General features: G+C 49.0%; 19 protein-coding genes. 14 read left to right on the top strand and 5 right to left on the bottom strand.

Features of this window, described 5'->3' with window-relative positions; genetic code table 11:
• Positions 1–28: 28 nt before the first annotated feature.
• Entirely contained in the window at positions 29–2,110 is a 2,082-nt protein-coding gene (locus E4K71_RS12265; protein WP_135079978.1) for a methyl-accepting chemotaxis protein, read from the bottom strand.
• Between the two features lie 212 nt (positions 2,111–2,322).
• Here E4K71_RS12265 and E4K71_RS12260 point away from each other — a divergent pair, with 212 nt between their 5' ends.
• Genes E4K71_RS12260 through E4K71_RS12240 form a run of 5 tightly spaced genes read left to right on the top strand, consistent with a single transcriptional unit; the run spans position 2,323 to position 5,639 of the window.
• Positions 2,323–3,588: an FAD-dependent oxidoreductase gene (locus tag E4K71_RS12260; RefSeq protein WP_135079976.1), complete on the top strand. Its 1,266-nt coding sequence runs from the start codon at positions 2,323–2,325 to the stop codon at positions 3,586–3,588.
• Positions 3,589–3,840 carry a MoaD/ThiS family protein gene (locus E4K71_RS12255; protein ID WP_135079974.1) on the top strand — a complete coding sequence of 84 codons (252 nt, stop codon included), beginning with the start codon at positions 3,589–3,591 and terminating at the stop codon, positions 3,838–3,840. It abuts the gene before it with no gap.
• A 6-nt stretch (positions 3,841–3,846) separates the two neighbouring features.
• On the top strand, positions 3,847–4,158 hold the full coding sequence (locus tag E4K71_RS12250; protein WP_135079972.1) for a hypothetical protein: 312 nt from the start codon (positions 3,847–3,849) through the stop codon (positions 4,156–4,158).
• A gap of 3 nt (positions 4,159–4,161) precedes the next feature.
• Entirely contained in the window at positions 4,162–4,869 is a 708-nt protein-coding gene (locus E4K71_RS12245) for an ABC transporter permease (protein ID WP_135079970.1), read from the top strand.
• Complete coding sequence (locus E4K71_RS12240) at positions 4,866–5,639, top strand: phosphate ABC transporter ATP-binding protein (RefSeq protein WP_135079968.1); 774 nt, start codon at positions 4,866–4,868, stop codon at positions 5,637–5,639. Before E4K71_RS12245 ends, E4K71_RS12240 begins: the two co-directional genes overlap by 4 nt.
• Here the strand turns inward: E4K71_RS12240 and E4K71_RS12235 are convergent.
• Both E4K71_RS12235 and msrA read right to left on the bottom strand, forming a co-directional pair.
• Positions 5,626–6,372, bottom strand: a complete 747-nt coding sequence (locus tag E4K71_RS12235) for a response regulator transcription factor (RefSeq protein WP_135079966.1) — start codon at positions 6,370–6,372, stop codon at positions 5,626–5,628. The two genes, E4K71_RS12240 and E4K71_RS12235, sit on opposite strands and share 14 nt — an antisense overlap.
• A gap of 180 nt (positions 6,373–6,552) precedes the next feature.
• Positions 6,553–7,023 (bottom strand): peptide-methionine (S)-S-oxide reductase MsrA, encoded by a 471-nt coding sequence (msrA, locus tag E4K71_RS12230; protein ID WP_135079964.1) that lies wholly within the window; start codon positions 7,021–7,023, stop codon positions 6,553–6,555.
• 94 nt (positions 7,024–7,117) lie between these two features.
• On the opposite strand from msrA, the gene queG reads away from it, so the two are divergent.
• Genes queG through E4K71_RS12210 form a run of 4 tightly spaced genes read left to right on the top strand, consistent with a single transcriptional unit; the run spans position 7,118 to position 10,218 of the window.
• A complete protein-coding gene (gene queG / locus E4K71_RS12225; RefSeq protein ID WP_135079962.1) occupies positions 7,118–8,149 on the top strand; it encodes a tRNA epoxyqueuosine(34) reductase QueG in 1,032 nt (343 codons plus the stop codon).
• A gap of 18 nt (positions 8,150–8,167) precedes the next feature.
• On the top strand, positions 8,168–8,920 hold the full coding sequence (locus E4K71_RS12220) for a transporter substrate-binding domain-containing protein (RefSeq protein ID WP_135079960.1): 753 nt from the start codon (positions 8,168–8,170) through the stop codon (positions 8,918–8,920).
• Positions 8,921–8,944: 24 nt separating this feature from the next.
• A complete protein-coding gene (locus E4K71_RS12215) occupies positions 8,945–9,739 on the top strand; it encodes a thymidylate synthase (RefSeq protein ID WP_135079958.1) in 795 nt (264 codons plus the stop codon).
• Positions 9,739–10,218: a dihydrofolate reductase gene (locus tag E4K71_RS12210; protein WP_135079956.1), complete on the top strand. Its 480-nt coding sequence runs from the start codon at positions 9,739–9,741 to the stop codon at positions 10,216–10,218. Before E4K71_RS12215 ends, E4K71_RS12210 begins: the two co-directional genes overlap by 1 nt.
• A 120-nt stretch (positions 10,219–10,338) precedes the next feature.
• Here the strand turns inward: E4K71_RS12210 and E4K71_RS12205 are convergent, their stop codons facing one another.
• Positions 10,339–11,943 (bottom strand): lysine--tRNA ligase, encoded by a 1,605-nt coding sequence (locus tag E4K71_RS12205; protein WP_135079954.1) that lies wholly within the window; start codon positions 11,941–11,943, stop codon positions 10,339–10,341.
• 184 nt (positions 11,944–12,127) lie between these two features.
• Here E4K71_RS12205 and E4K71_RS12200 point away from each other — a divergent pair, with 184 nt between their 5' ends.
• A complete protein-coding gene (locus E4K71_RS12200) occupies positions 12,128–14,932 on the top strand; it encodes an ATP-dependent DNA helicase (RefSeq protein ID WP_346504499.1) in 2,805 nt (934 codons plus the stop codon).
• A 45-nt stretch (positions 14,933–14,977) separates the two neighbouring features.
• Here the strand turns inward: E4K71_RS12200 and E4K71_RS12195 are convergent, their stop codons facing one another.
• Positions 14,978–17,287: an ATP-binding protein gene (locus E4K71_RS12195; protein WP_135079952.1), complete on the bottom strand. Its 2,310-nt coding sequence runs from the start codon at positions 17,285–17,287 to the stop codon at positions 14,978–14,980.
• A 307-nt stretch (positions 17,288–17,594) separates the two neighbouring features.
• Here E4K71_RS12195 and E4K71_RS12190 point away from each other — a divergent pair, with 307 nt between their 5' ends.
• The 4 genes from E4K71_RS12190 to E4K71_RS12175 all read left to right on the top strand — a co-directional run bounded on the left by E4K71_RS12190 (position 17,595) and on the right by E4K71_RS12175 (position 21,544).
• Entirely contained in the window at positions 17,595–18,194 is a 600-nt protein-coding gene (locus E4K71_RS12190) for a cytochrome c (protein ID WP_135079950.1), read from the top strand.
• Positions 18,195–18,214: 20 nt separating this feature from the next.
• On the top strand, positions 18,215–19,519 hold the full coding sequence (locus E4K71_RS12185) for an NAD(P)/FAD-dependent oxidoreductase (protein WP_135079947.1): 1,305 nt from the start codon (positions 18,215–18,217) through the stop codon (positions 19,517–19,519).
• A 125-nt stretch (positions 19,520–19,644) separates the two neighbouring features.
• Positions 19,645–20,187 (top strand): NapC/NirT family cytochrome c, encoded by a 543-nt coding sequence (locus E4K71_RS12180; RefSeq protein ID WP_240796803.1) that lies wholly within the window; start codon positions 19,645–19,647, stop codon positions 20,185–20,187.
• Between the two features lie 22 nt (positions 20,188–20,209).
• A complete protein-coding gene (locus tag E4K71_RS12175; protein WP_167730512.1) occupies positions 20,210–21,544 on the top strand; it encodes a c-type cytochrome in 1,335 nt (444 codons plus the stop codon).
• Positions 21,545–21,594: the final 50 nt, after the last annotated feature.

The raw sequence follows: 21,594 nt of genomic DNA, 5'->3' as shown, positions 1-21,594 counted from the left end.
AGGTTGGTGTGGGTATTGATTTTAGGGATTAATGCGCCCTGAGTTGTTGAAGGAACTTGCTGGATTGTTTGTCCAGCTCTTCCCTGACGTTATCCAGATCTTCAATGGACCAAAGGACTTGAATCGCAGCTGAACAAGATTGCGCACTGGCTTGGGAGACATTACCGATTTTGTCTGACACATCCCGCGTATCGCTGGAGGCACCGTCAATATTGCTGGAAATTTCACTGACAGAAGCCGATTGTTCTTCAATGGCGGCGGCAATCTGTGTGATGGCATCCTGTAAAACATCAATTTCCTTGCGAATGATATCAATAGATTCAACCGCCCCTTGCGTTTGGGACTGAATACCATTGATTTGCAGGGCAATCTGTTCTGTTGCATTGGTGGTTTGTGTGGACAGTGTTTTGACTTCACTGGCGACAACCGCAAAACCCTTGCCTGCTTCACCTGCGCGTGCAGCCTCAATTGTGGCGTTGAGGGCCAGAAGGTTGGTTTGCGCCGCAATGCCGTTAATAATTTCAACTACATTTCCGATTTCCTGTGAGGTGGAAGAAAGTTGTCCCACTGTTTGAGAGGCATGGGTCACGCGTTGGACGGTACTGCCCATTGCATCGGTGGTTTTTGCAACCTGTTGGGAAATCTCGTTGATGGTTGAATGAAGCTGTGTTCCTGCCGAAGAAACAGCTTGTACACGGTTTGCCGCGTTGGATGCTGAATCGGCAACCGTCAGGCTTTGGTTGCCCCCTGCAACGGCACGTTCGCCAAGCTCATTGGCTGTTGAATCCAAAAACTGTACATGCTGTGTAATGTTATCAAGGATCGAGCCAACGGAACTTTGGAAATCAGCAAGGATTTTTTCAACAAAGGCTTTGCGCTGGCGTTCAGCTTGTTGTTCGTGTTCCTCTTTTTCCTGTTCCATTTTCAGTCGCTCAATCATGTTGCCTTTGAATATTTCAAGGGCTTTGGCAATTTCGCCAATTTCATCACGGCGCTCTTTATCGGGAATGTCACAATCCACACTGCCCTGGGCAAGGGTGTTGGTTGATTGGGACAGGCGTAAAAGGGGTTTAACAATCTGGCGACCAAACACCCAATAGGTCAGGGCAATGATGACAAGCAGGCTGATGGGAACTGCGATAATCATCATGCCGATCAGATGTTCCGCCTGTTTGATATTGTTTTTCAGTTTTTGGGCACGTGCTTCAATGGCTTGCCCGATTTCATAAGAGAGACCATTTAAGCCTCTGACTCCTCTTTTATCACTGATTTTAACAACGTGATAAATATCTTCCGGTGAGGCAAAGCCCCGTTTGGCGAGCCGCTTTGCCTTTGCCATGCCGCGTTTGTAATAAACCAGAATGGCCTTGATGTCCTTGATGGCTTTGATCTCTGCGTCATTCACGCCAAGTTTCTCATATTTAGCCAACAGGTCATGGACAATTTTGGAGGATGCTTTCATCTGATTGTAGTGTTTTATATCAAAGCGCAGCATGAAGTTCTGGAAATTGTGGATCATGCCACCATATCCCATTGCGCTGTAAATGCGGGATAGTAGGACAGACTTACTGTCGGTTTGATTTGCATCCAGCCCCACATCACTTAGTGCACGTTGGGACAGAAATTCGATGGCCTCCAAGGCTGGCTTGTCATTGATCTTGATAACTTTATCAATTTCCTTGGCCTTTTTTCGTTCCTTGGCAAGTTCTTGTACGGCTTGTGTAGCTTGTGCGTAGCCATTGATTGTCTTGATCACTGTTGTAATGGCTTTGGTTTCTTCCGGGCTTTTTTGCACGACCAAAGCGTAACGATTGACAACCTGTCTGACATTGCTCAGGCGATTGTTTACTTTTTCCAAATGGCGGCGGTCTTTACGCAAGACGTAGCTTTTGAAATCGTGAATAAGGCCATTGTAGCCAAGGTCCCGGTTAAGGTCTGCCAGCAAGCGGAATTTTTCCAGACGTTCAATGTCAAATTGAACCCAGGCCCCTTGTATCGAAGACAGATTATCTTTGAGGAGATGGGTACCGGAAAAAATGACCAGACCTGATAAAACAATGGTGGCGCTGTAAAAAATAGCGAGTTTTCTTATATTTAAACCGTTTAACATCTGTTCCTCATGACCAAATTGTTTGCGGGCTGAATATATTGGTATGTTTGTAAATTGCAACTTAATTAATAACGATTATCATTCTTAATTGATATTGTACCCAATTTGGGATTATGCTATGCTGCACTGCGGTAATTGATTTCCTTGTTTGATGGCTATGAAAGGCATACTCTTTTCCACAAAGAGGTGAGGCATCAAAAAAGGAAGTGGTCATGAAGTATGTGATTTTAGGCGCAGGCCCATGCGGTGTTGTAGCAGCAGAGACCCTGCGAAAGAATGACCCGGATTGTGAGATTATCTTGATCGGTGAAGAGCCGGAACTGCCTTATTCACGTATGGCTATTCCCTATTACCTTGTTGGCAATATTGAAGAACGCGGCACCCATATTAAGGGGGCTGACAGCTTTTATAAGGACAAGCAAATTACCTTGCGTCAAAACCAGGCCACGGCTGTGGATGCCAGGGCCAAGACGGTCAGCCTGTGCAATGGGGATGTGGAAACCTACGATAAATTATTGGTCGCAACAGGGTCACGTCCGGTGAAGCCGCCCATTCAGGGGCTTGATCAGGGCGGTGTACATCATTGCTGGACGTTGGCCGATGCACGTAAAATCATCGAGCTTGCCCATGAAGGGGCGCATGTGGTCTTGCTGGGGGCAGGCTTTATTGGCTGTATCATTCTTGAAGCCCTCGCCCTTCGTAAAGTCAAATTGACGGTTGTGGAAATGGGGGACCGCATGGTCCCGCGAATGCTGGATGAAAATGCCGGAACCTTGTTGAAAGAATGGTGCCAGTTAAAAGGGGTATCGGTTCATACCAACACAAAAATTACCAAGCTGGAAGCCAATGGGGCATCGGATGAAGATAGCTTGTTGGTTGATCTGGATAATGGCCATCAAATCCCGGCCCATTTGGTTGTGGTGGCTGCCGGGGTCGCCCCTAATATTGATTTTCTTGAGGGGACGGTAATTGAGGCTGAAAACGGTATCCTCATTGATCGCCAGATGCACACTACGGTTGATGATATTTATGCAGCAGGTGATGTCGCCCAAGGACTGGATTTTTCTACAGGGGGGCGCTCGGTTCATGCCATTCAGCCCACCGCAACCGAACATGGCCGGATTGCCGCTTTGAATATGGGCGGAGTGGACACAGCCTATAACGGTTCGCTGGTGATGAACGTTCTTGATACGTTGGGATTGATCTCTGCCTCCTTTGGACAATGGGATGGGATTGAGGGCGGAGATCAGGCCATTGCTCTGGATAAAAAGGATTTCAAATATATCCGATTGGAATTTGAGGGGGATGTTCTTGTTGGGGCACAGACTCTGGGGCATACAGATCATGTTGGCGTTTTGCGCGGGCTTATCCAAAGTCGCCTACCTTTGGGGGATTGGAAAGAACGCTTGATGAAAGACCCCACCCGGATTATGGAAGCCTATCTTGCCTCTACACAAAATCAGGGCCTGCGCAATTAGATGAAAGTCACATTGAAACTTTATGCGCAATTGGGCAAGTTTCTGCCTGCTGGGACAGCTGCAAATGAAGCAGAAGTCTCTGTTGAGCCACAAACGCCTTTGACGGTTCTACTGGAACATTATCACGTCCCGCCTGAAATGTGCCATTTGGTGCTGGTCAACGGTGTGTATGTGGAACCCAGTGCACGTGGCACACATATGTTAGAAGATGGGGATCATCTGGCTGTTTGGCCCCCGGTTGCAGGAGGATAAGGGCGCGTGTCCGCTTTTGTTGAAATCACCCGCGAAATGGGGACCAATCATAAGGACTTTTTGCGCCTGTTGCCCAAGGCCGTTCCTCAGGCCAGTTTAACGGTTAAAGGGGATGCGCAATCCGGTGCCCAAGTGGTGATTGAAAATGCGCCGACCGGACGTATTGAGGTTGAGCTGTCAGAAGAAAGCGAACGCCGTATTGCCTTGTTAACCTTGCCTGTGACACATATTACTTTTCGGTTTTTCGGGGTGGATGAAGATATTGCCTTGGCTGAATATAACCGTATGGCCAAAACCTTTCAGCGTGGCGGAGGCTAAGCCATGGACGAAATCTGGATGGCTATGGGGGCTGCGTTTACGTTGATCACGCAGCTTGATAATGATCTTGTGGAAATTGTTGGCCTTTCCTTACAGGTCAGTTTTACGGCCGTGGTGATCTCTGCCCTGATCGGTTTGCCATTGGGGGCTGCTCTTGTCATGCTGCCGTTTCGTGGAAAACGGCCATTGACCATTCTTCTCAATGCCCTGATGGGATTGCCCCCCGTTGTTGTCGGCTTGTTGGTCTATTTGTTGTTATCACGTTCTGGTCCCTTTGGTGTGATGGGGCTTCTCTTTACCCCTGCGGCCATGATCATTGCCCAGGTTGTGCTGATTACCCCAATTATTGCCGCCCTTACCCGTCAGGTTGTGCAAGAGTTATGGGGGGAATATCGTGAGCAGCTTCTCTCTCTTGGCTGTTCACCTGTCGGCTCGATTGCGACCTTGTTATGGGATGGACGTTTTAGTTTGCTGACAGCGATTTTAGCCGGTTTTGGTCGTGCCAGTGCCGAAGTGGGTGCTGTGATGATTGTAGGGGGCAATATTGATCATGTCACCCGTGTGATGACGACAGCCATTGCGCTTGAGGTCAGTAAGGGGGACCTCGCGCTGGCCCTTGGCTTGGGCATTGTTTTGCTGGTTCTTTCTCTAAGCGTGAATGCAGCAGCCTTTATGTTAGGGGAATTTGCTAAAAAGAGGATTGGCGCATGAGTATTCTTCCTCTTGAAATTAAGGACGTTAATTTTGAGGCCCGTGGCAAGCGTTTGGTCAAGGATATGAATTTTAGCGTTCAGGCGGGCACGCGCTTGATGATCCTTGGGGCAAATGGGGCGGGGAAAAGTTTGCTTTTGCGTATTTGTCACGGTTTGCTCAAACCCAGCTCTGGGGTGGTCAGCTGGAATGGTGATGTGTCTTTTTCCAAGTTAACCCGTGAAAAACAGGCGATGGTGTTTCAACGCCCGGTGATGTTACGCCGAACAGCACGGGCCAATATTGAATATGCGTTAAAATTACGTGGTGTTGACCCGGCCCAACGCGAAGAAAAAGCCTACGGTGTGTTAAAGCGGGTGGGATTGGCCAGATTGGCTGACCAGCCTGCACGGGTCTTGTCTTTTGGGGAGCAACAACGTCTTGCCATGGCACGGGCCTGGGCAATTAATCCGGATGTGTTATTTCTGGATGAACCTACCGCCAGCCTTGACCCCAGTGCAACCCATTCTATTGAAGAAACCATCGAAGCCATTGCCCAAAGCGGGACAACCATCATTATGACGACCCATGATTTGGGGCAGGCCAAACGGTTGGGGCGTGAGGTGATGTTTCTTCATCGTGGGCGTTTGTTGGAACAGGCCAGTGCAGAAGCATTTTTCCAGGAACCGAAAAACGACCTTGCCCAAGCTTTTGTGCGCGGGGAATTATTGTGGTGGAAGAAAAAGGCTCCTTATCCCGGTGGCGGGATAGAACCGCTTAATGGCGGCTGACCTTGGCTGTAAACATATATCCGCGATTGCGAATGGTCTTGATAAATTTTGGGGCCTTTGGGTCGCTTTCAATTTTTTTGCGCAAACGGGTGATTTGCACATCAATGCTGCGATCAAAAGCGGGGGTGTTATCACCATGGACCATATCAAGAAGCTGATCACGGCTCAGGACCCGGTTGGGATGTTCAATAAAGGCTTGGAGAAGATTGAATTCACTGCTGGAAAGCTGGGGGTGAGAACCATCCGGCCCAACAATTTCCAATGAAGTGACATCCACTTTCCAGCCGTCAAAAACAAAATAATGATCCGGCTCTGAGGCAGGGGCAGGGGAGCTGTGTGTGTCAATCGGGGTTGGCATGCAGGGTTGGGTACGTCGAATAACACTGCGCACACGTGCCAGCAGCTCACGCGGTTCAAATGGTTTGCCTAGATAATCATCAGCGCCGACTTCCAGCCCAATGATCCGTTCGGTTGTTTCCCCACGACCACTGAGAATGACAATACCGATATTGGTTCTGCTTTTGATTTCTCGTGTCAGGGACAACCCATCCATATCGGGCAGGCCAAGGTCCACGACACACAGGTCTACAGTGCTGTCTGAAATGATATTCAAGGCCGCTTGACCGGAGTCTGTGATGGTGGTGGCAAACTCAGCATCTTCCAGGCACGCCGCCACGACATCTGCAACAACCGGGTCGTCTTCAACAATCAGTATGTGCTTTACGTCGTTCATACGCTTTAATCTCTCAAAGGCTGAAATATTTTGAAATAATATGACTATATGGCCGTTTCTGCAACTTCAATCGGCAGGGATTGTGCAATAAGTTGTACTATTCTTCCGTTATGCGATCATTTGATTAAGTCTAATTTGCGCTATAGGCGTTTTTGACTATTTTTACCTGAAATAACAGGGTCATTTTCGTCCCATTTTATCAAAATAACGTTGGTGATATTCCTCTGCGCGATAGAAAGTTGAAGTTGGTACAACCTGTGTGATAATCGGGTCTGCGAATCTTTGGTCGTGGTTTAGCTGGCTGATGATTTTCTCAGCTGCTTCTTTTTGTGCATCATCATGGTAAAAAATGGCGGAGCGGTATTGACTGCCAATGTCCGGGCCTTGGCGGTTCAAGGTTGTTGGATCATGCAAGTTGAAGAACAGCTCAATCAGGTCTTCGAAAGAAACGCGGGCAGGGTCATAGGTTAAATGTACGGCCTCGGCATGGCCTGTGGTATCTGTGCAAACCTCATGATAGGTTGGATTGAGCTTGTGACCACCGATATAGCCGACTTCGGCATCTATAACGCCGGTTTGTTCACGAAAACGGGCTTCGACCCCCCAGAAACATCCGGCGGCATAAGTGGCATGAAGATAGTCTGTGGGCATCGGGACCTCCTTGAGTTTACGCCCTAAAGATAAGCGCTGTTTGCGCAAATTCAAACCACACAGTATAAGAAAGCCATTGTTTTATGGTGATGGTATGGAAGATATCAAACAGACGATTACGGAACTTGCCCTGGATATGGGGTTTGATGCCATTGGTTTTTGCAAGGCTGAAACCTCAGACCAACATAAAAAGGATTTGGTCGAATTTAACGCCCGTGGCCTGTATGGCACGATGGAATGGATGCAAACCACACAGGCGCGTCGTGCGGATCCTCAGGTCTTGTGGGGAGATGCCAAAAGCGTGATCGTCTTGGGCATGAACTATGGCCCGGATTATGATCCCATGGCTTTACTGGAGAACCCGGATCATGGGGTGATCAGTTGTTATGCGCAAAATCGCGATTATCATGATACGGTGAAAAAGCGCCTGAAACGACTGGCTCGGGAAATGGTGGCTCGTTGGGAAGGGGAATTGAAGGTCTTTGTCGATACCGCCCCGGTGATGGAAAAACCGCTGGCTGCACAAACCGGATTGGGGTGGCAGGGAAAACACACCTGCGTTGTGTCGCGTGACTTTGGTTCCTGGTTATTTCTGGGCGAAATCTACACCACGTTGGAGCTGGAAGCTGATCCCCCCCATAAAGACCACTGCGGCAACTGTTCAAATTGTCTGGATATGTGTCCGACAGGGGCTTTTTTAGAGGATGGAAAGATAGATGCTCGTAAATGCATTTCTTATTTAACCATTGAATATGAGGGCGTGATTGCTCCAGAACTGGCCGCACAAATGGGGAATCGCATTTACGGCTGTGATGATTGTTTGGCGGTTTGCCCATGGACAAAATTTACGAAGGCTACACAAGAAAAAGATTACAAGCCGCGAGCTGAATTTATCGCACCACAACTGGAAAAGCTAATAGACCTTGATGAACAAGGGTTTAGAGAATTTTTTCGAGCTTCTCCCGTAAAACGAATTAAGAGACATCGCTTTATTAGAAACGTTCTTATTGCAATTGCAAATCAAAAAAGGGTAGATTTATCTAAAAAGATAATAAAATTGCAGGATGATGAGCATCCTGTGATTGCGCAAACTGCAAAATGGGCTCTGCAAGTTTTGAAAGGTTGAGCCAAGGAGAATAAGGTGATGTCCCCCTTCATAAGGTTACTGGTGTTGGGCCTGTTTTTATGTCTGCCTCGGGCTGTGATGGCGCAGCCGCCAGAAGTTTTACGTCTTGTTGCTAATGAATGGGAACCATATACAGGGGCGAATATCCTGAATAAAGGGCTGGCAAGTGATATTGTTGCAACTGCCCTTCGCCGTGCCGGATATGACGTTAACCTGCAAATTGTGCCCTGGACACGCGCCTTGAAAGGGGTGGAAAGTGGCAATTACCATGGGATTATTGCAGCATGGTATAGCAAAGAACGCGAACGCCATATGGCCTTTGGCAGGCCCTATCTTACCAATGATCTGGTTCTGTTTAAGCGCAGCATTGATAAAATCCCTTATGTGAAACTTATGGATTTGCAACCTTACACCATTGGGGTTGTGCGCGATTATGCCTATGGGGATGAATTTGACGGTTCTGCCCAGCTCAAGAAAAAACCGGCCTTGGATTTGCGTACCAATCTGGTGCGTCTTAGCAATCATCTGATTGATTTGTTTCCTGAAGACCGCTTTGTTGTCAAACATTTGCTCAACAGTAAATACCCGGAATATAGTGGGAAAATTGACTTCCTTGACAAACCGCTCTCACAACGTACATTGCACATGACCATCTCAAAAAAGACGATGGGATATGACAAGATCGTGGCTGATTTCAATCGTGAGCTTCAGGCAATGAAGGCGGAAGGTCTGCTGGAGAAGCTGATTGAAAAACACAATCTGAATTTCTGATTTCAGGGGCTTAAAAGAGCAGCAATGCAGCAGTATCTAGAGCTTATGCGCCATGTGCGTGAAAATGGCGTATATAAGGGTGATCGCACAGGAACCGGGACCTATAGTGTCTTTGGTTATCAAATGAGATTTGATCTTTCAAAAGGCTTTCCGTGCCTGACCACCAAAAAACTGCACCTGCGTTCCATCATTCATGAATTGCTCTGGTTTTTGAAAGGCGACACCAACATCAAGTATCTCAAGGACAATAAAGTGTCGATTTGGGATGAATGGGCTGATGAAAATGGTGATCTTGGCCCGGTTTATGGGTATCAATGGCGCAGTTGGCCAACCCCGGATGGCGCCACCGTGGACCAGATAGCCAACCTTGTTGATCAGATTAAAAATAATCCAAACTCACGGCGCTTGATTGTATCGGCCTGGAATGTGTCTGATGTTGAAGATATGGCCTTGCCACCATGCCACTGTTTGTTCCAGTTCTATGTGGCTGACGGTAAATTGTCCTGTCAGCTTTATCAGCGCAGTGCTGATATTTTCCTTGGTGTCCCGTTTAATATTGCTTCTTATGCCTTGCTGACCATGATGTTGGCGCAAGTCTGTGATTTGGAAGTGGGTGAATTTATCCATACGTTTGGTGATGCCCATCTTTATTCTAATCATCTGGAACAAACGGATTTACAGCTCTCACGTAGCCCCGGTTCCTTACCAACCATGAAAATTAACCCGGATGTCAAAGATATCTTTGACTTCACCTATGATGATTTTGAGCTGGTGGATTATAACCCGCAGGCTCATATCTCAGCCCCGGTGGCTGTGTAATGCGTATCTCGATGATTGTGGCCGTTGCGGAAAATGGGGCCATTGGCAAAGATAATAAAATGCTCTGGCATATCCCGGAGGATTTTAAATATTTCAAGACCACGACCATGGGTAAACCGATCATCATGGGGCGTAAAACCTATGAATCTATCGGGCGCCCGCTACCCGGTCGCTTGAATATAGTGATCACCCGTGATGAGACATGGTCGGTCGAAGGTGTTTCTGTCGTTCATAGTCTGGATGAGGCTATTGAACTTGCCAAACAGGATAAGGGTGAAGAGATTTTCATTATCGGTGGCGGGACGATCTACGCCCAAGCCATGCCGATGGCTACGCGTATTCATTTCACTGAAATCCATCGTGCCTATGACGCCGATGCCCATTTCCCGCCCTTGGATACATCCTTGTGGCAGGAAATCTCTCGCGAAGACCACGCAGGTGATCCTGACTATAGTTTTGTGGTTTATGAACGTCGGTAAGTAAGTCCGTCGTCCTCGCGCATACGGGGACCTTTAAAAGGCAAAATATCACCCCCGATCAAGTCGGGGGTGATATTTTGTTGTGAGAAAAGCCCCCGTTTGCACAGGGGCTTTATTCTCTTAACCTTCCAGACTTTCGCCTGCTAGTACCTTACCGATCAACTCGCAGCTTTTATCCAGACCGTAGAGCGCGAAGAAGGAGCCCATACGTGGGCCTGTTTCCTGACCCAGAAGTGTTTCATAAAGGGCACCGAACCATTCGCGCAGGTTCTCGTAATTATGCTCTTTACCCACGGTATAGACTTCGGTTTGAACATCTTCACCACTTGTATCAGCCGGAAGGGCCGCCAGTTTCGCCTTGAGGTCTTCAAGGGCCGTACGTTCAGCCTCAGTGGGTGCGCGGAACTTCTTGTTGGGCTTGACGAAATCTTCGTAATAGTTGATGGCGTAACCCACCAGTTTATCCAGCATTTGGCTGTTTTCAGCACTTGCATCCGGGTTGTAGGTCTTGATGAATTCCCAGATGACATTCTTGTCTTCGGTATGAAGAACAGACACAAGGTTCAACAGCATGTTGAAGCTGAGTGAGTGGCTGTCAGCTTGGGGATGACCATTGTGGATGTGCCATGCCGGGCTATCCAGTTTTTTCTTATCTTCCAGTGTGTCGAATTTCTGCACATGGCTGACATATTCATCAACTGCTTTGGGGATCACATCAAAATGCAGACGCTTGGCTGTCTTTGGCTTTTGGAACATGAAGTAAGACAGGGTTTCTGGCGGGGCATAACGCAGCCATTCTTCCATGGACAGGCCGTTGCCCTTGGATTTGGAAATCTTTTCACCCTTGTCATCCAGGAACAGCTCGTAGGTGAACTGTACCGGCGGCTTACCGCCAATGGCGCGACAGATTTTAGAAGACAGGTTTTGTGAATCAATCAGGTCTTTACCCGCCATTTCGTAATTCACACCCAGTGCGGTCCAGCGCATGGCCCAATCCGCTTTCCATTGACATTTCACCGCACCGCCTGTGACCTTGGTTTCGACTTCTTTGCCGTCTTCATTCAGATACACCATGGTACCTGCATCCGGGTTGGTATCCACGACTTTCGCCAGCAGAACCTTGCCTGTTTCTGCATCAACGGGCAGCAGCGGGCTGTATGTGGCACGGCGTTCTTCACCCAATGTCGGGCGGATGACGTTACAGACTTCTTCATGATTGCGCAGGATTGCCAGCAGCGTTTCATCAAACATGCCGTCTTTATAACATTGTGTGGCACTGCGAAATTCATAGTCAAAACCGAACTGGTCAAGGAACTGACACAGGCGATTGTTGTTATGTTCCCCAAAGCTTGGGTGTGTGCCAAATGGGTCCGGCACGGCTGTTAGCGGCTTGCCCAGATGGGGCTCCAGCAATTCTTTATTCGGAATATTGTCCGGTACTTTACGCAGGCCATCCATATCATCAGAAAAAGCGATCAATTTTGTCGGCATGCCATCAGACAGGATTTGGAAGGCACGCATGACCATGGTTGTGCGCGCAACTTCACCAAATGTCCCGATGTGGGGTAGGCCGGAGGGGCCATAGCCCGTTTCAAACAGAACATAGCCTTTTTCCGGCACCTTGTCGTTTAGGCGTTTAAGGATATTGCGGGCTTCGACAAAGGGCCAGGCTTTGGAATGATGTGCGGCTTCACGCGCATGGAGTGCTGGTGCATCAGACGGCATTTTGCAATTTCCTTAAATAGTAATTTCGAGGTCGGCAAAACTAAGGCCAAGCTTGGTCTGCGTCAATAGTTTCGAGCTAAAACCTCTCAATGTCATCCCCGACCTCGATCGGGGATCCATAGTCTTGTTACAAACTTCTCTGGATCCCGCATCAAGTGCGGGATGACAAGGGGGAAAAGCCAGATTGCCGCTGGTATTTCGTGAAAGTGCAAGCTATTGTGTGCCCATGTATGACGAGAATGCATTTCCTCAAGCTGATGAACAGCCGATTCGTATGCCTGCGGTCCCTGTGTTAGTGACCCATGTGCGATCTTGTGCGTGGTTGTCAGCGGATGGGGAAATTGAAACCTTGTCCTTGAAAGAAGGAGCACGGCGTTTATCGACCAGTGAAGTTCCTGTTCTTGTTCTCCATGCGCTTGCAACGGCACGTCGCCTGCGGTGTGGCCCCTTTCCCCGTTTGGACCTTCTGGAGCTGTTTGCCTTTGTGCGCCCGGCACAGTTTTGTTTGCCGACCCCACGGGGGCTGGCCGATGTTTTGGGACTTACGGAACCCACATCCCTGGAAGATGAGGTCGAAACGTTACGTGAAGCCTGTTTGATGCTGTTTAAAGAATTGCGTCAGAAATCCACCAAGGAACTCCAGACAATGGCCTGGGCGATGAAGGCGGGCGGCTGGTCTTGGGGGCAACTGGTTCTTTCTGCTCTTGGGGCTGAGGGCGGTGATGCGCCCCACAGTGGGGCGTTGTTACGTTCTTTGCAAATTTGGCATAAGCTCAAGGAATGGGTGGAATCTGCCCCACCGCCGCCGCCGGGACATTTGCCTGTGGAACCTGTTGAGGCACGGGCCAAGCTGGACCAGTTATTGGGGGCAGGGGCTGAAGAACGGATTGAACAAAAAGATTATGCGGCTTCCATCTGTGAAGCCTTTCAAGCCCCCAATGCAGCTGGTGAACCGGCCATGGCTTTGGTGGAAGCGGGCACCGGGGTGGGCAAGACCTTGGGCTATATTGCGCCTGCCAGTGTCTGGGCGAAGAAAAATCAGGGGGCGGTTTGGATCAGCACCTATACACGCAATCTGCAACGCCAGCTTGATGGGGAACTGGACAAGCTGTTTGAGGACCCGAAAGAGAAAAAGCGCAAAGTGGTCATCCGCAAGGGGCGTGAAAACTATTTCTGCCTGTTGAATTTTGAAGAGGCTGTCTCGCGCTTGCGTCTGCGTGGCGATGATGCGCCTGCTTTGGGTTTGATGGCGCGTTGGGCCTTGGCGAGCCGGGATGGCGATATGATCGGCGGGGATTTCCCATCTTGGTTGAAAGAGTTACTGGGCGCACGCCTGACGGTGGATATGACCGATACCCGTGGGGAATGTGTCTATTCCAGCTGTTCGCATTATTCTAAATGTTTCATTGAGAAAACGGTACGTCGATCACGCCGTGCAGAATTGGTGGTCGCCAACCATGCCTTGGTGATGATACAGGCGGCTTTGGGCGGGATGGAAGAAGCCTTATTGCCCACGCGCTATGTGTTTGATGAGGGTCATCATGTCTTTGATGCCGCTGATAAGGCATTTTCCGCCCATTTATCGGGTCAGGAAGGGGCGGACTTGCGCCGTTGGCTGTTAGGTGCAGAAGAAAGCAGCCGCTCACGTGCGCGCGGCCTTAAGGCGCGCATTGATGATCTGGTCACGGGACGCGAGATGGAAGAAGCTTTGGATGCCGTTCTTCATCATGCCCGTATTCTGCCCGGCCCCAGTTGGCATCAGCGTATATCGGGTGGCGAGCCTATGGGGCCGTTTGAAGATTTCTTGCGCCGTATGCGCCAACAGGTCTATGCCCGCGATAATAACAGCGATTCCCCCCTCAGTCTGGAATGTGGCATTGAACAACCAGTCGAAGGATTGTTAGAGGCCGCAGATCGTTTGCGCAATGCGCTTGATAAAATCCGCAGCCCCTTACAACGTTTGATCAAAGGCATGATGGCCTTGATGGATGAAGAGGCGGATGAACTGGATAGCGCGAGCCGTCAACGCGTTGAGGCGACCTGTGCCAGCCTAGATCGTCGTGGTGTTCAACAAGTGCTGGCGTGGATGTCTATGCTGGATAGTTTGTTTAATGAAACCCCACCTGAATTTGTCGATTGGTATTCTGTGGACCGCATTGACGGGCGGGATATGGATGTGGGGATGCATCGCCATTGGGTGGACCCAACCTTGCCTTTTGTTGAAGAGGTGGTGGAAAAATCCCATGGGGTGGGGATTACCTCAGCCACCTTGTGTGATGGTAGTGGGGATCGGGATGCAGACTGGAAAGTCGCTGCGGCACGTACCGGGGTTTCCCATTTGGCAAAACCTGCGATTATGCATGAGGTTAAATCCCCCTTTGATTATCCCAAACAGACCCGTGTCTATATTGTTGATGATGTGCGCAAGGATAACCTTGATCAAATTGCCTCGGCCTATCGTGAACTTTTTTTGGCCGCAGGTGGCGGTGGGCTGGGCTTGTTCACAGCGGTGAACCGATTGCGGGCGGTTTATCAAAAAGTGGCTGAACCGCTTGATCGGGTTGGTATACAGCTACTGGCCCAGCATATGGATGGTATGGATATTGGCACTCTGATTGATATTTTCCGTGGCGAAAAAAGCAGTTGTTTGCTGGGCACTGATGCGGTGCGCGATGGGGTGGATGTGCCGGGGGACTCCTTACATTTAATCGTGTTTGACCGGGTGCCCTGGCCGCGTCCAACCATTTTACATAAGGCCCGCAAACGCTCTTTTCCCGGACGCTCTTATGACGAGATGATTGCACGCCTGCGCCTGAAACAGGCGTTTGGGCGATTGGTGCGGCGTAAAAGTGATCGGGGGGTCTTTGTCATGCTGGACCGTCAAACGCCGACCCGAATGCTCGGGGCTTTTCCTGAAGGGGTGGAGGTTATCCGTACCGGATTGGCTGATACGATTAAGGGTGTGCATGAATTTTTGGATGTGAAATAAAGAACGCCCTCAATTAATAGGTCCTGCCCCTAAGTGGAAGGCGCTCTAATTGCTGTTTTCATCCAGTACGCGGGTGATTTCTGCCAGTGTGGCGGCCACATCAATTGGTTTGGTCAGATAGGAGCGGAAACCCAGTTCTCGGCCTTTTTCCACTTCGCGTGGCATGGCGTTGGCGGTCAGGGCAATGACGGGAATATCAGACATTTTTGGGTCATCGCGCATGACTTCAAAGGCTTCAAAGCCATCCATGCCGGGTAAGTTGATATCCATTAAGACCAGGTCAGGTTTGTCCTGCTTGATTAATTCCAAGCCTTCTTCGGCTGTGCCAGCCTCAACAAAATTAGTGCGGGGCAACTGGGTGATGAGTTCACGCATCAAACGCATATTGGCCGGATTATCTTCGACATACAGAATGGTGCTCAGCCCATCAAGGCGTTTGGGCGCATGATCAAGGTCTTCTCCCATATCAGGCAGGTCGCGGATAATTTCTTCGTCTGAGAGCGGGATATCCACCCAGAAAATGGAGCCTTCGCCCAGTTTGCTGTCTACCCCGATGTCGCCGCCCATGATTTCAATCAGGTGCTTGGTGATGGTCAGGCCAATGCCTGTGCCTTCGATATCGGTATTTTCAGCATTGAGACGGTTAAAGGGCTGGAACAGCTTTTCCTGATCGCCTTCTTCAATGCCGTATCCCGTATCAGTTACGGTAAAGCGCCAGAAACCATGAGGGCCTGGGGAACTATCAAGTGTAACCTGCCCATTGGCGACATTATATTTGATCGCATTAGACAGCAGATTGGAGACCACTTGTTTCAAACGGGTGAAGTCCCTGGTGACATATTGGTCCGGGTGGTCTGTGCCCGTTCTGGTAATGGTGATATTTTGCTCTGCAGCATAGGCGTCGATCATGTCGACACATTCATTTACAACCGAAGATGGGTCTATGTTTTCAATGGACAGACTGATACGGCCCGATTCGATTTTTGCCAGATCAAGTACTTCATTGATCAATTCCAGCAGCAGGTTCCCGGCCTTAAGCACATGTTCAATATATTCAGATTGTTTGTCTGACAGGGGGTGGCGCTGATCCATGAGCAAGAGCTGGGCAAATCCTAAAATCCCGTTTAGCGGTGTGCGTAGCTCGTGGCTCATACGTGACAGGAATTCAGATTTGGCCCGGTTGGCCTTTTTGGCATCGGTTGTCGCAGCCTGTAATTCATGAGTGCGCTCTTCTACGCGGTGTTCCAGCTCGTCACGGGCGCGGCGCAGTTCGCGTTCTGCGCGTTTGATCTCGGTAATATCGGTCTGTATCCCTACGCGGCCACCGGCATGGGTTGGACGTTCACGGATCAAAAGGTGGCGCCCATCGGTCAGGGCGACTTCGATGGACCCGCTGGTGTCCCAGTTATAGGCACTGCGCAGATCGTGGTAGGAACGGCCGAAATGATCGACGGCGGGGACGACACCGCGTTCAATATCCAGTTCGATCAGACGATTATAATCAATGCCTTGGCGAATATCGTCGTCACTATATTCATAGAAGTCTTTGAAACGTGTATTACACAAGACGAGGTTTTGTTGACTGTCAAACAGCACAAAGGCTTCGGAAATATTTTCAATTGCATCTTTCAGGCGTGCTTCGGCTTCAACGGCGGCATTGCGTGCAGACCGCAAGGCGGCATCGGTTTCAATCTGATGGGACATCATGTCATTAAAGGCAGTGATGACCTGACCGATTTCATCAGAAGATTCCCATTTGACCGGGGCATAGTCATCAGAAACCTTGGCATGACGAATGCCCTTGAGTAGCAAGTCCAAGGGTTTGCCGATCAGACGTTGGGAGGCGACAAAAGTTCCGCCAACAAGGGAAGCCGCCAAAAGGACAAGGATGAAGCTATCAAAAATAAGGCGTTCCAGTGCCTGTTGCTGGACTTGCTGATCATCAAAAACAAGGATCAGTTTACCGACCACTTCGTCGCGTTCAGAGCCGCTGAAGATAATGTCACGGGTGACTTTTAATTCCGGTACGTTGGGTTCAATGTCTTCTTCGCCCACATGTTCCAGCACATGGCCGTAGTCATCCAGTAATGTGCCGCTGACGAAATAGGGGTTGTTAGCCAGTGTGCTCATCGCCAGACGAATGGATTGTTCATCAAAATTCCACACAGGAACAGACAGGGTGGAACTTTGGAATTCGGCAATTTGTTTGATTTGTTCGTGCAGGCGCTTATTGGCGTTGTGATAGTTGCGATATTCAAACGCGGTGAAAAGAACAACCATACTCACGCCTACGATCAAGAGGTAGGTCGCCAGCAGCTTGGTGCGTAATGTCCAAGTTCTTTTCGTTTCGGGCATTTACATCTTCCCCGCCTGTTCGCCTGATAACAGATTGATTTATTTTTAGTTTAAGTGCTTTCCCTAAAATCACAACTTGATTTTTGATGTGGGAGTTAAAAAAAATCTAAGGAAAGAGGTTTCTTTCGGAAAATAAAAGACTTTTTGCGCGGCGCAACAACAGTAGAAAAATGTAGATATGATATTCTACTGCATAAATAGTGTGGTATTTATATTATAAAAACATCATAAAAAAGTATACTTAATTACGAAAAAACTGTGTTATGGCTTAGGAGTAAAACATAAACCAATAAGAAGGGGGGCATGTATGAGCCGCACTTTTTTGAAGCCGACATTGGTGGCAGCTGGGCTGCTGGCGATGGCGTCTTATTCAAACGATGCGTCTGCCGAAATGGCAAGCGTTGAAACCCTTGCTGCGCCTTGCGCTGGCTGTCATGGGACAAAAGGATCCAGTCATGGTCCGGCAACACCGACAATCGCGGGTATTACACAGGATTATTTCATTTCTTCTATGGAATCCTATATCAGCGGTGAACGTAAATCGACTGTCATGGGCCGAATCGCTAAGGGCTATAGTGCTGAGGAAATCAAAGTCATGGCGGACTATTTCGCGAATCAGAAAATTACGCGTTACAAACAGGACGTTGATCCTGCGTTGGTCAAAAAAGGTGCCAAGCTTTTCCAGAATTACTGCGAAAAATGTCATGAAGACGATGGCTATCTTGCCGATGGTATCGGTGTAATGGCCGGTCAAACAACAGATTACCTGCGTTTCATGGTTGCTGATTTCTTCTCTGGCGATCGCGAGTGGAGCAAAAAGCAGAAGAAGAAAATGAAAGCCATGATGGAAGACCACGGCCAGGAAGGCTATGAAGCGGTTATCCATTACATGGGCTCAAAGATGTAAGGTAAGGGAGACTTAATAATATGACGAAATTTAATCGCCGGAGTTTCCTCCAATTAACAGGTGCAGCTGCTGTAACAGGTGCTGCTGTTATGGGTGCACCAAGCATCGCACGTGCGGCTGGCAAGAAAGTTGTCATCGTGGGCGGTGGTCCTGCTGGTGCAACAGTTGCCAACTATCTGCGTATGATGGATGGTTCCATTGACGTGACATTGATTGAAGCTGACAAAAATTACTTCACTTGCTTTATGAGCAACGAAGTTCTGGGCGGCAAACGTTCCATGGACGGCATCAAGCAAGGCTATGACGCATTGGCGAAAGCTGGTGTGAAAGTTGTCCATGACATGGTAACAGGCATTGACGGTGCAAAGAAAAAAGTCATGACCAAAGGCGGTCAGACGTTCGATTATGACCGTTGTGTTGTGGCGCCAGGCGTTGACTTCAAATTTGAAAAATATGAAGGTCTGGATGCACAGGTTGCTGAGACTAAAATGCCTCACGCATGGAAAGCTGGTCCGCAAACGGCCCTGCTGCGCAAGCAACTGGAAGCTATGAAAGACGGTGATACCTTTATGCTGGTGGCACCGCCGAACCCGTTCCGTTGCCCTCCTGGCCCGTATGAGCGTGTCAGCCTGATCGCCAACTACTTCAAGAAAGAGAAGCCGAACTGTAAGATCGTGATTCTCGATACGAAGGATAAATTCTCCAAGAAGGGGCTGTTTGAGCAAGCCTGGAAGAAATTCTATGGCTATGGCACTGACAAGTCCATGATCACATGGATGAAGGGCTCAGATGTTGGCAACATCACAGGTGTTGATGCGGACAACATGAAAGTCATGACTGACTTTGAAGAGTATAGTGCAGACGTGATCAACTTCATTCCGGCGCAAAAAGCGGGGCCGATCGCATTTGCAGCTGGCCTGACAGATGACTCCGGTTGGTGTCCGGTGGATAAGGTGACTTTTGAATCCAAGAAAGTACCGGGTGTCCACGTGATCGGTGATGCGGCAATCGCAACCAAGATGCCGAAATCCGGTTATGCAGCCAACTCTCAAGGTAAAGTGACAGCCGCTGCAATTGCAGCTTCGCTTAATGGCAAGCCGGTTGGTGTACCGTCTTATGTCAACACTTGTTATTCTATCGCTGCTGATGACTGGGCATTCTCAGTTGCAGCTGTTTACAAGTACGACAAGGAAAAAGACATTATCGCAGGCGTTAAAGGCGCTGGCGGTCTGTCACCGATGGATGCGTCTGCCGAAGACCGTAAGCGTGAAGTTGCTTACGCACACGGCTGGTACGATAACATCTGCCACGATATCTGGGGTTAATCCAGATATTGCAAAAGAAGGCGGTTTCCCTTCTGGGGGGAAGGGAAACTGCTCTCTTTTCAATGAAATAGATTGGGAAAAGCGCAAATCTGAGGGGCTAGCGCAGATTTGGGAGAAAAACGACTGTGCTCAGTTGGTTGAAAAAAAGCGGCGTAAAGCTGGCTTTGGCTATTGGTGTGTTTGGGACATTAGGTGTCGTGATCGTTGCTGGCGTGGCCATTGAGAAAACAAATTCTATGGAATTTTGTGTGTCCTGCCATTCCATGGAACAGACCGTTTATCAGGAATATAAAAAGAGCCTGCACTACAAAAACGAATATGGTGTTCGTGTTGGCTGTCCGGATTGTCACGTACCAAGAGATTATCCGGATAAATTGATTGCCAAGGTGGTTGCCGCCAAAGATGTTTTACATGAAATCCTTGGCACGATTGACACCAAAGAGAAATTTGAAAAGCATCGTTTGCAGATGGCGGAACGGGTGTGGGAACGTATGGAATCCACACAGTCAAAAGAATGCCGCAACTGTCACTCTTTCGATGCCATGTCGCTGGAAGATATGGGACGCCGTGCACGTCGCAAGCACCCAACGGCGATGAAAGAAGGCAAGCACTGTATCCAGTGTCACAAAGGGGTGGTTCACGAACTGCCGCATGACTACGAAGGTTAAGCAGGGCTAGGTAGGAATGAAGATGATGATGAAACGCCTGGGTACGATTTTTACTGTACTGGCTGCTTTATACTCAACCGGAGAAAACGGGCAGGTACATGCAAACAGTACGGATTTGGATGCGTCTGTTTCAAGTGGTGGGCGCCTTTACAACGACTGGATGGTCGAACTGGATGAGAGCGCACCCAAAAAGGCGAACCCCAAATATAGGGGGGCGAAACAAAGCCCTGAAGAAATTGCAGCCAGCTGGCGTTGTGTCACCTGTCACGGTTGGGATTATAAAGGGATTGGTGCGACCAAGGGCATTATGGGGATGGCCGGGGAAAACCCGGCGACAATCCTCAGTGTCTTGAATGACGCGAATCATAATTATCAATATTATATGCAGAAGGGTGAGCTTCTGGATATGGCGCGTTTTATTTCTGTTGGCCTGACGGATGTGGACGCCATGATTGATCGCAAAACCGGCAAGGCCAAGGCTGATGGCAATGCGCAGCGTCCGTTTTTTGAAACGGTCTGCGCCATGTGTCATGGGGCCGAAGGTCAAAGTTTGCCTGGTGTTTCGCTGGGACAGTTTGCCAATCAGAAACCTTATTTGACACTTCATTCCATCTTTAACGGCCATCCCGGTGCCGTCATGCCGTCCCTGCGGGCTTTTGATGATAAAAAGCTGGTGGAATTGCTGGCTTATATGCAAAGCCTGCCGGAAACAGCGTCTTTGGTTTCCATTGTTCGTGGCGGTCGCCTTTATGACAACTGGTTCATGGAAACCGGGCGTGAAGTCCCGATGGGGGTTCATCCGGCCTATCCACGCAACTTGAAACTGGAAGTCAAACCGAAACAGACCTGGCTTTGTAAAGAATGTCATGGTTGGGATTATCGGGGGAAAGACGGTCAGTATAAAAGCGGCAAGCATTTTACAGGCATCAAGGGGATTGATGGTAAAAAAGGCGCTGCTGTTAAAGAAATCATTAAAACCCTGAAGGATGATAACCATGAATATGGGGCGATCCTGTCCAACCAAGACCTGCTGGATCTGGCAAACTTTGTCAGTGAGGGGCAAATGGACATGGGGACTGTGATTGATGACAAAACACGCAAAGTCAAAAGTGACTTTAAAGACCATACCAAGTTCTATCCAACGCTATGTGGCAACTGTCATGGTGAAAAGGGCCGTGCCATTCGTACAATGAAGGCGTTGGGCCGTGTGGCAAATGAAGACCCTTGGAAATCACTCCATAAAATTCTCAACGGTCATCCGGCCGAAGAGATGCCTGCGTGGCGTTCTTTGAATAGCGAAGTGATTAAGGACTTGATGGGCTATATCCAAACCTTACCTATTAACAAAAGATCTTAATTGGGCATGATCAAAACGGGCACATATTCAATGACAACAGGGCAGGGGAC

Source organism: Terasakiella sp. SH-1 (assembly GCF_004564135.1).
GTDB lineage: Bacteria > Pseudomonadota > Alphaproteobacteria > Rhodospirillales > Terasakiellaceae > Terasakiella.
The sequence above is the reverse complement of the archived record's forward strand: the minus strand, read 5'-3'. Positions and strand labels throughout refer to the sequence as shown.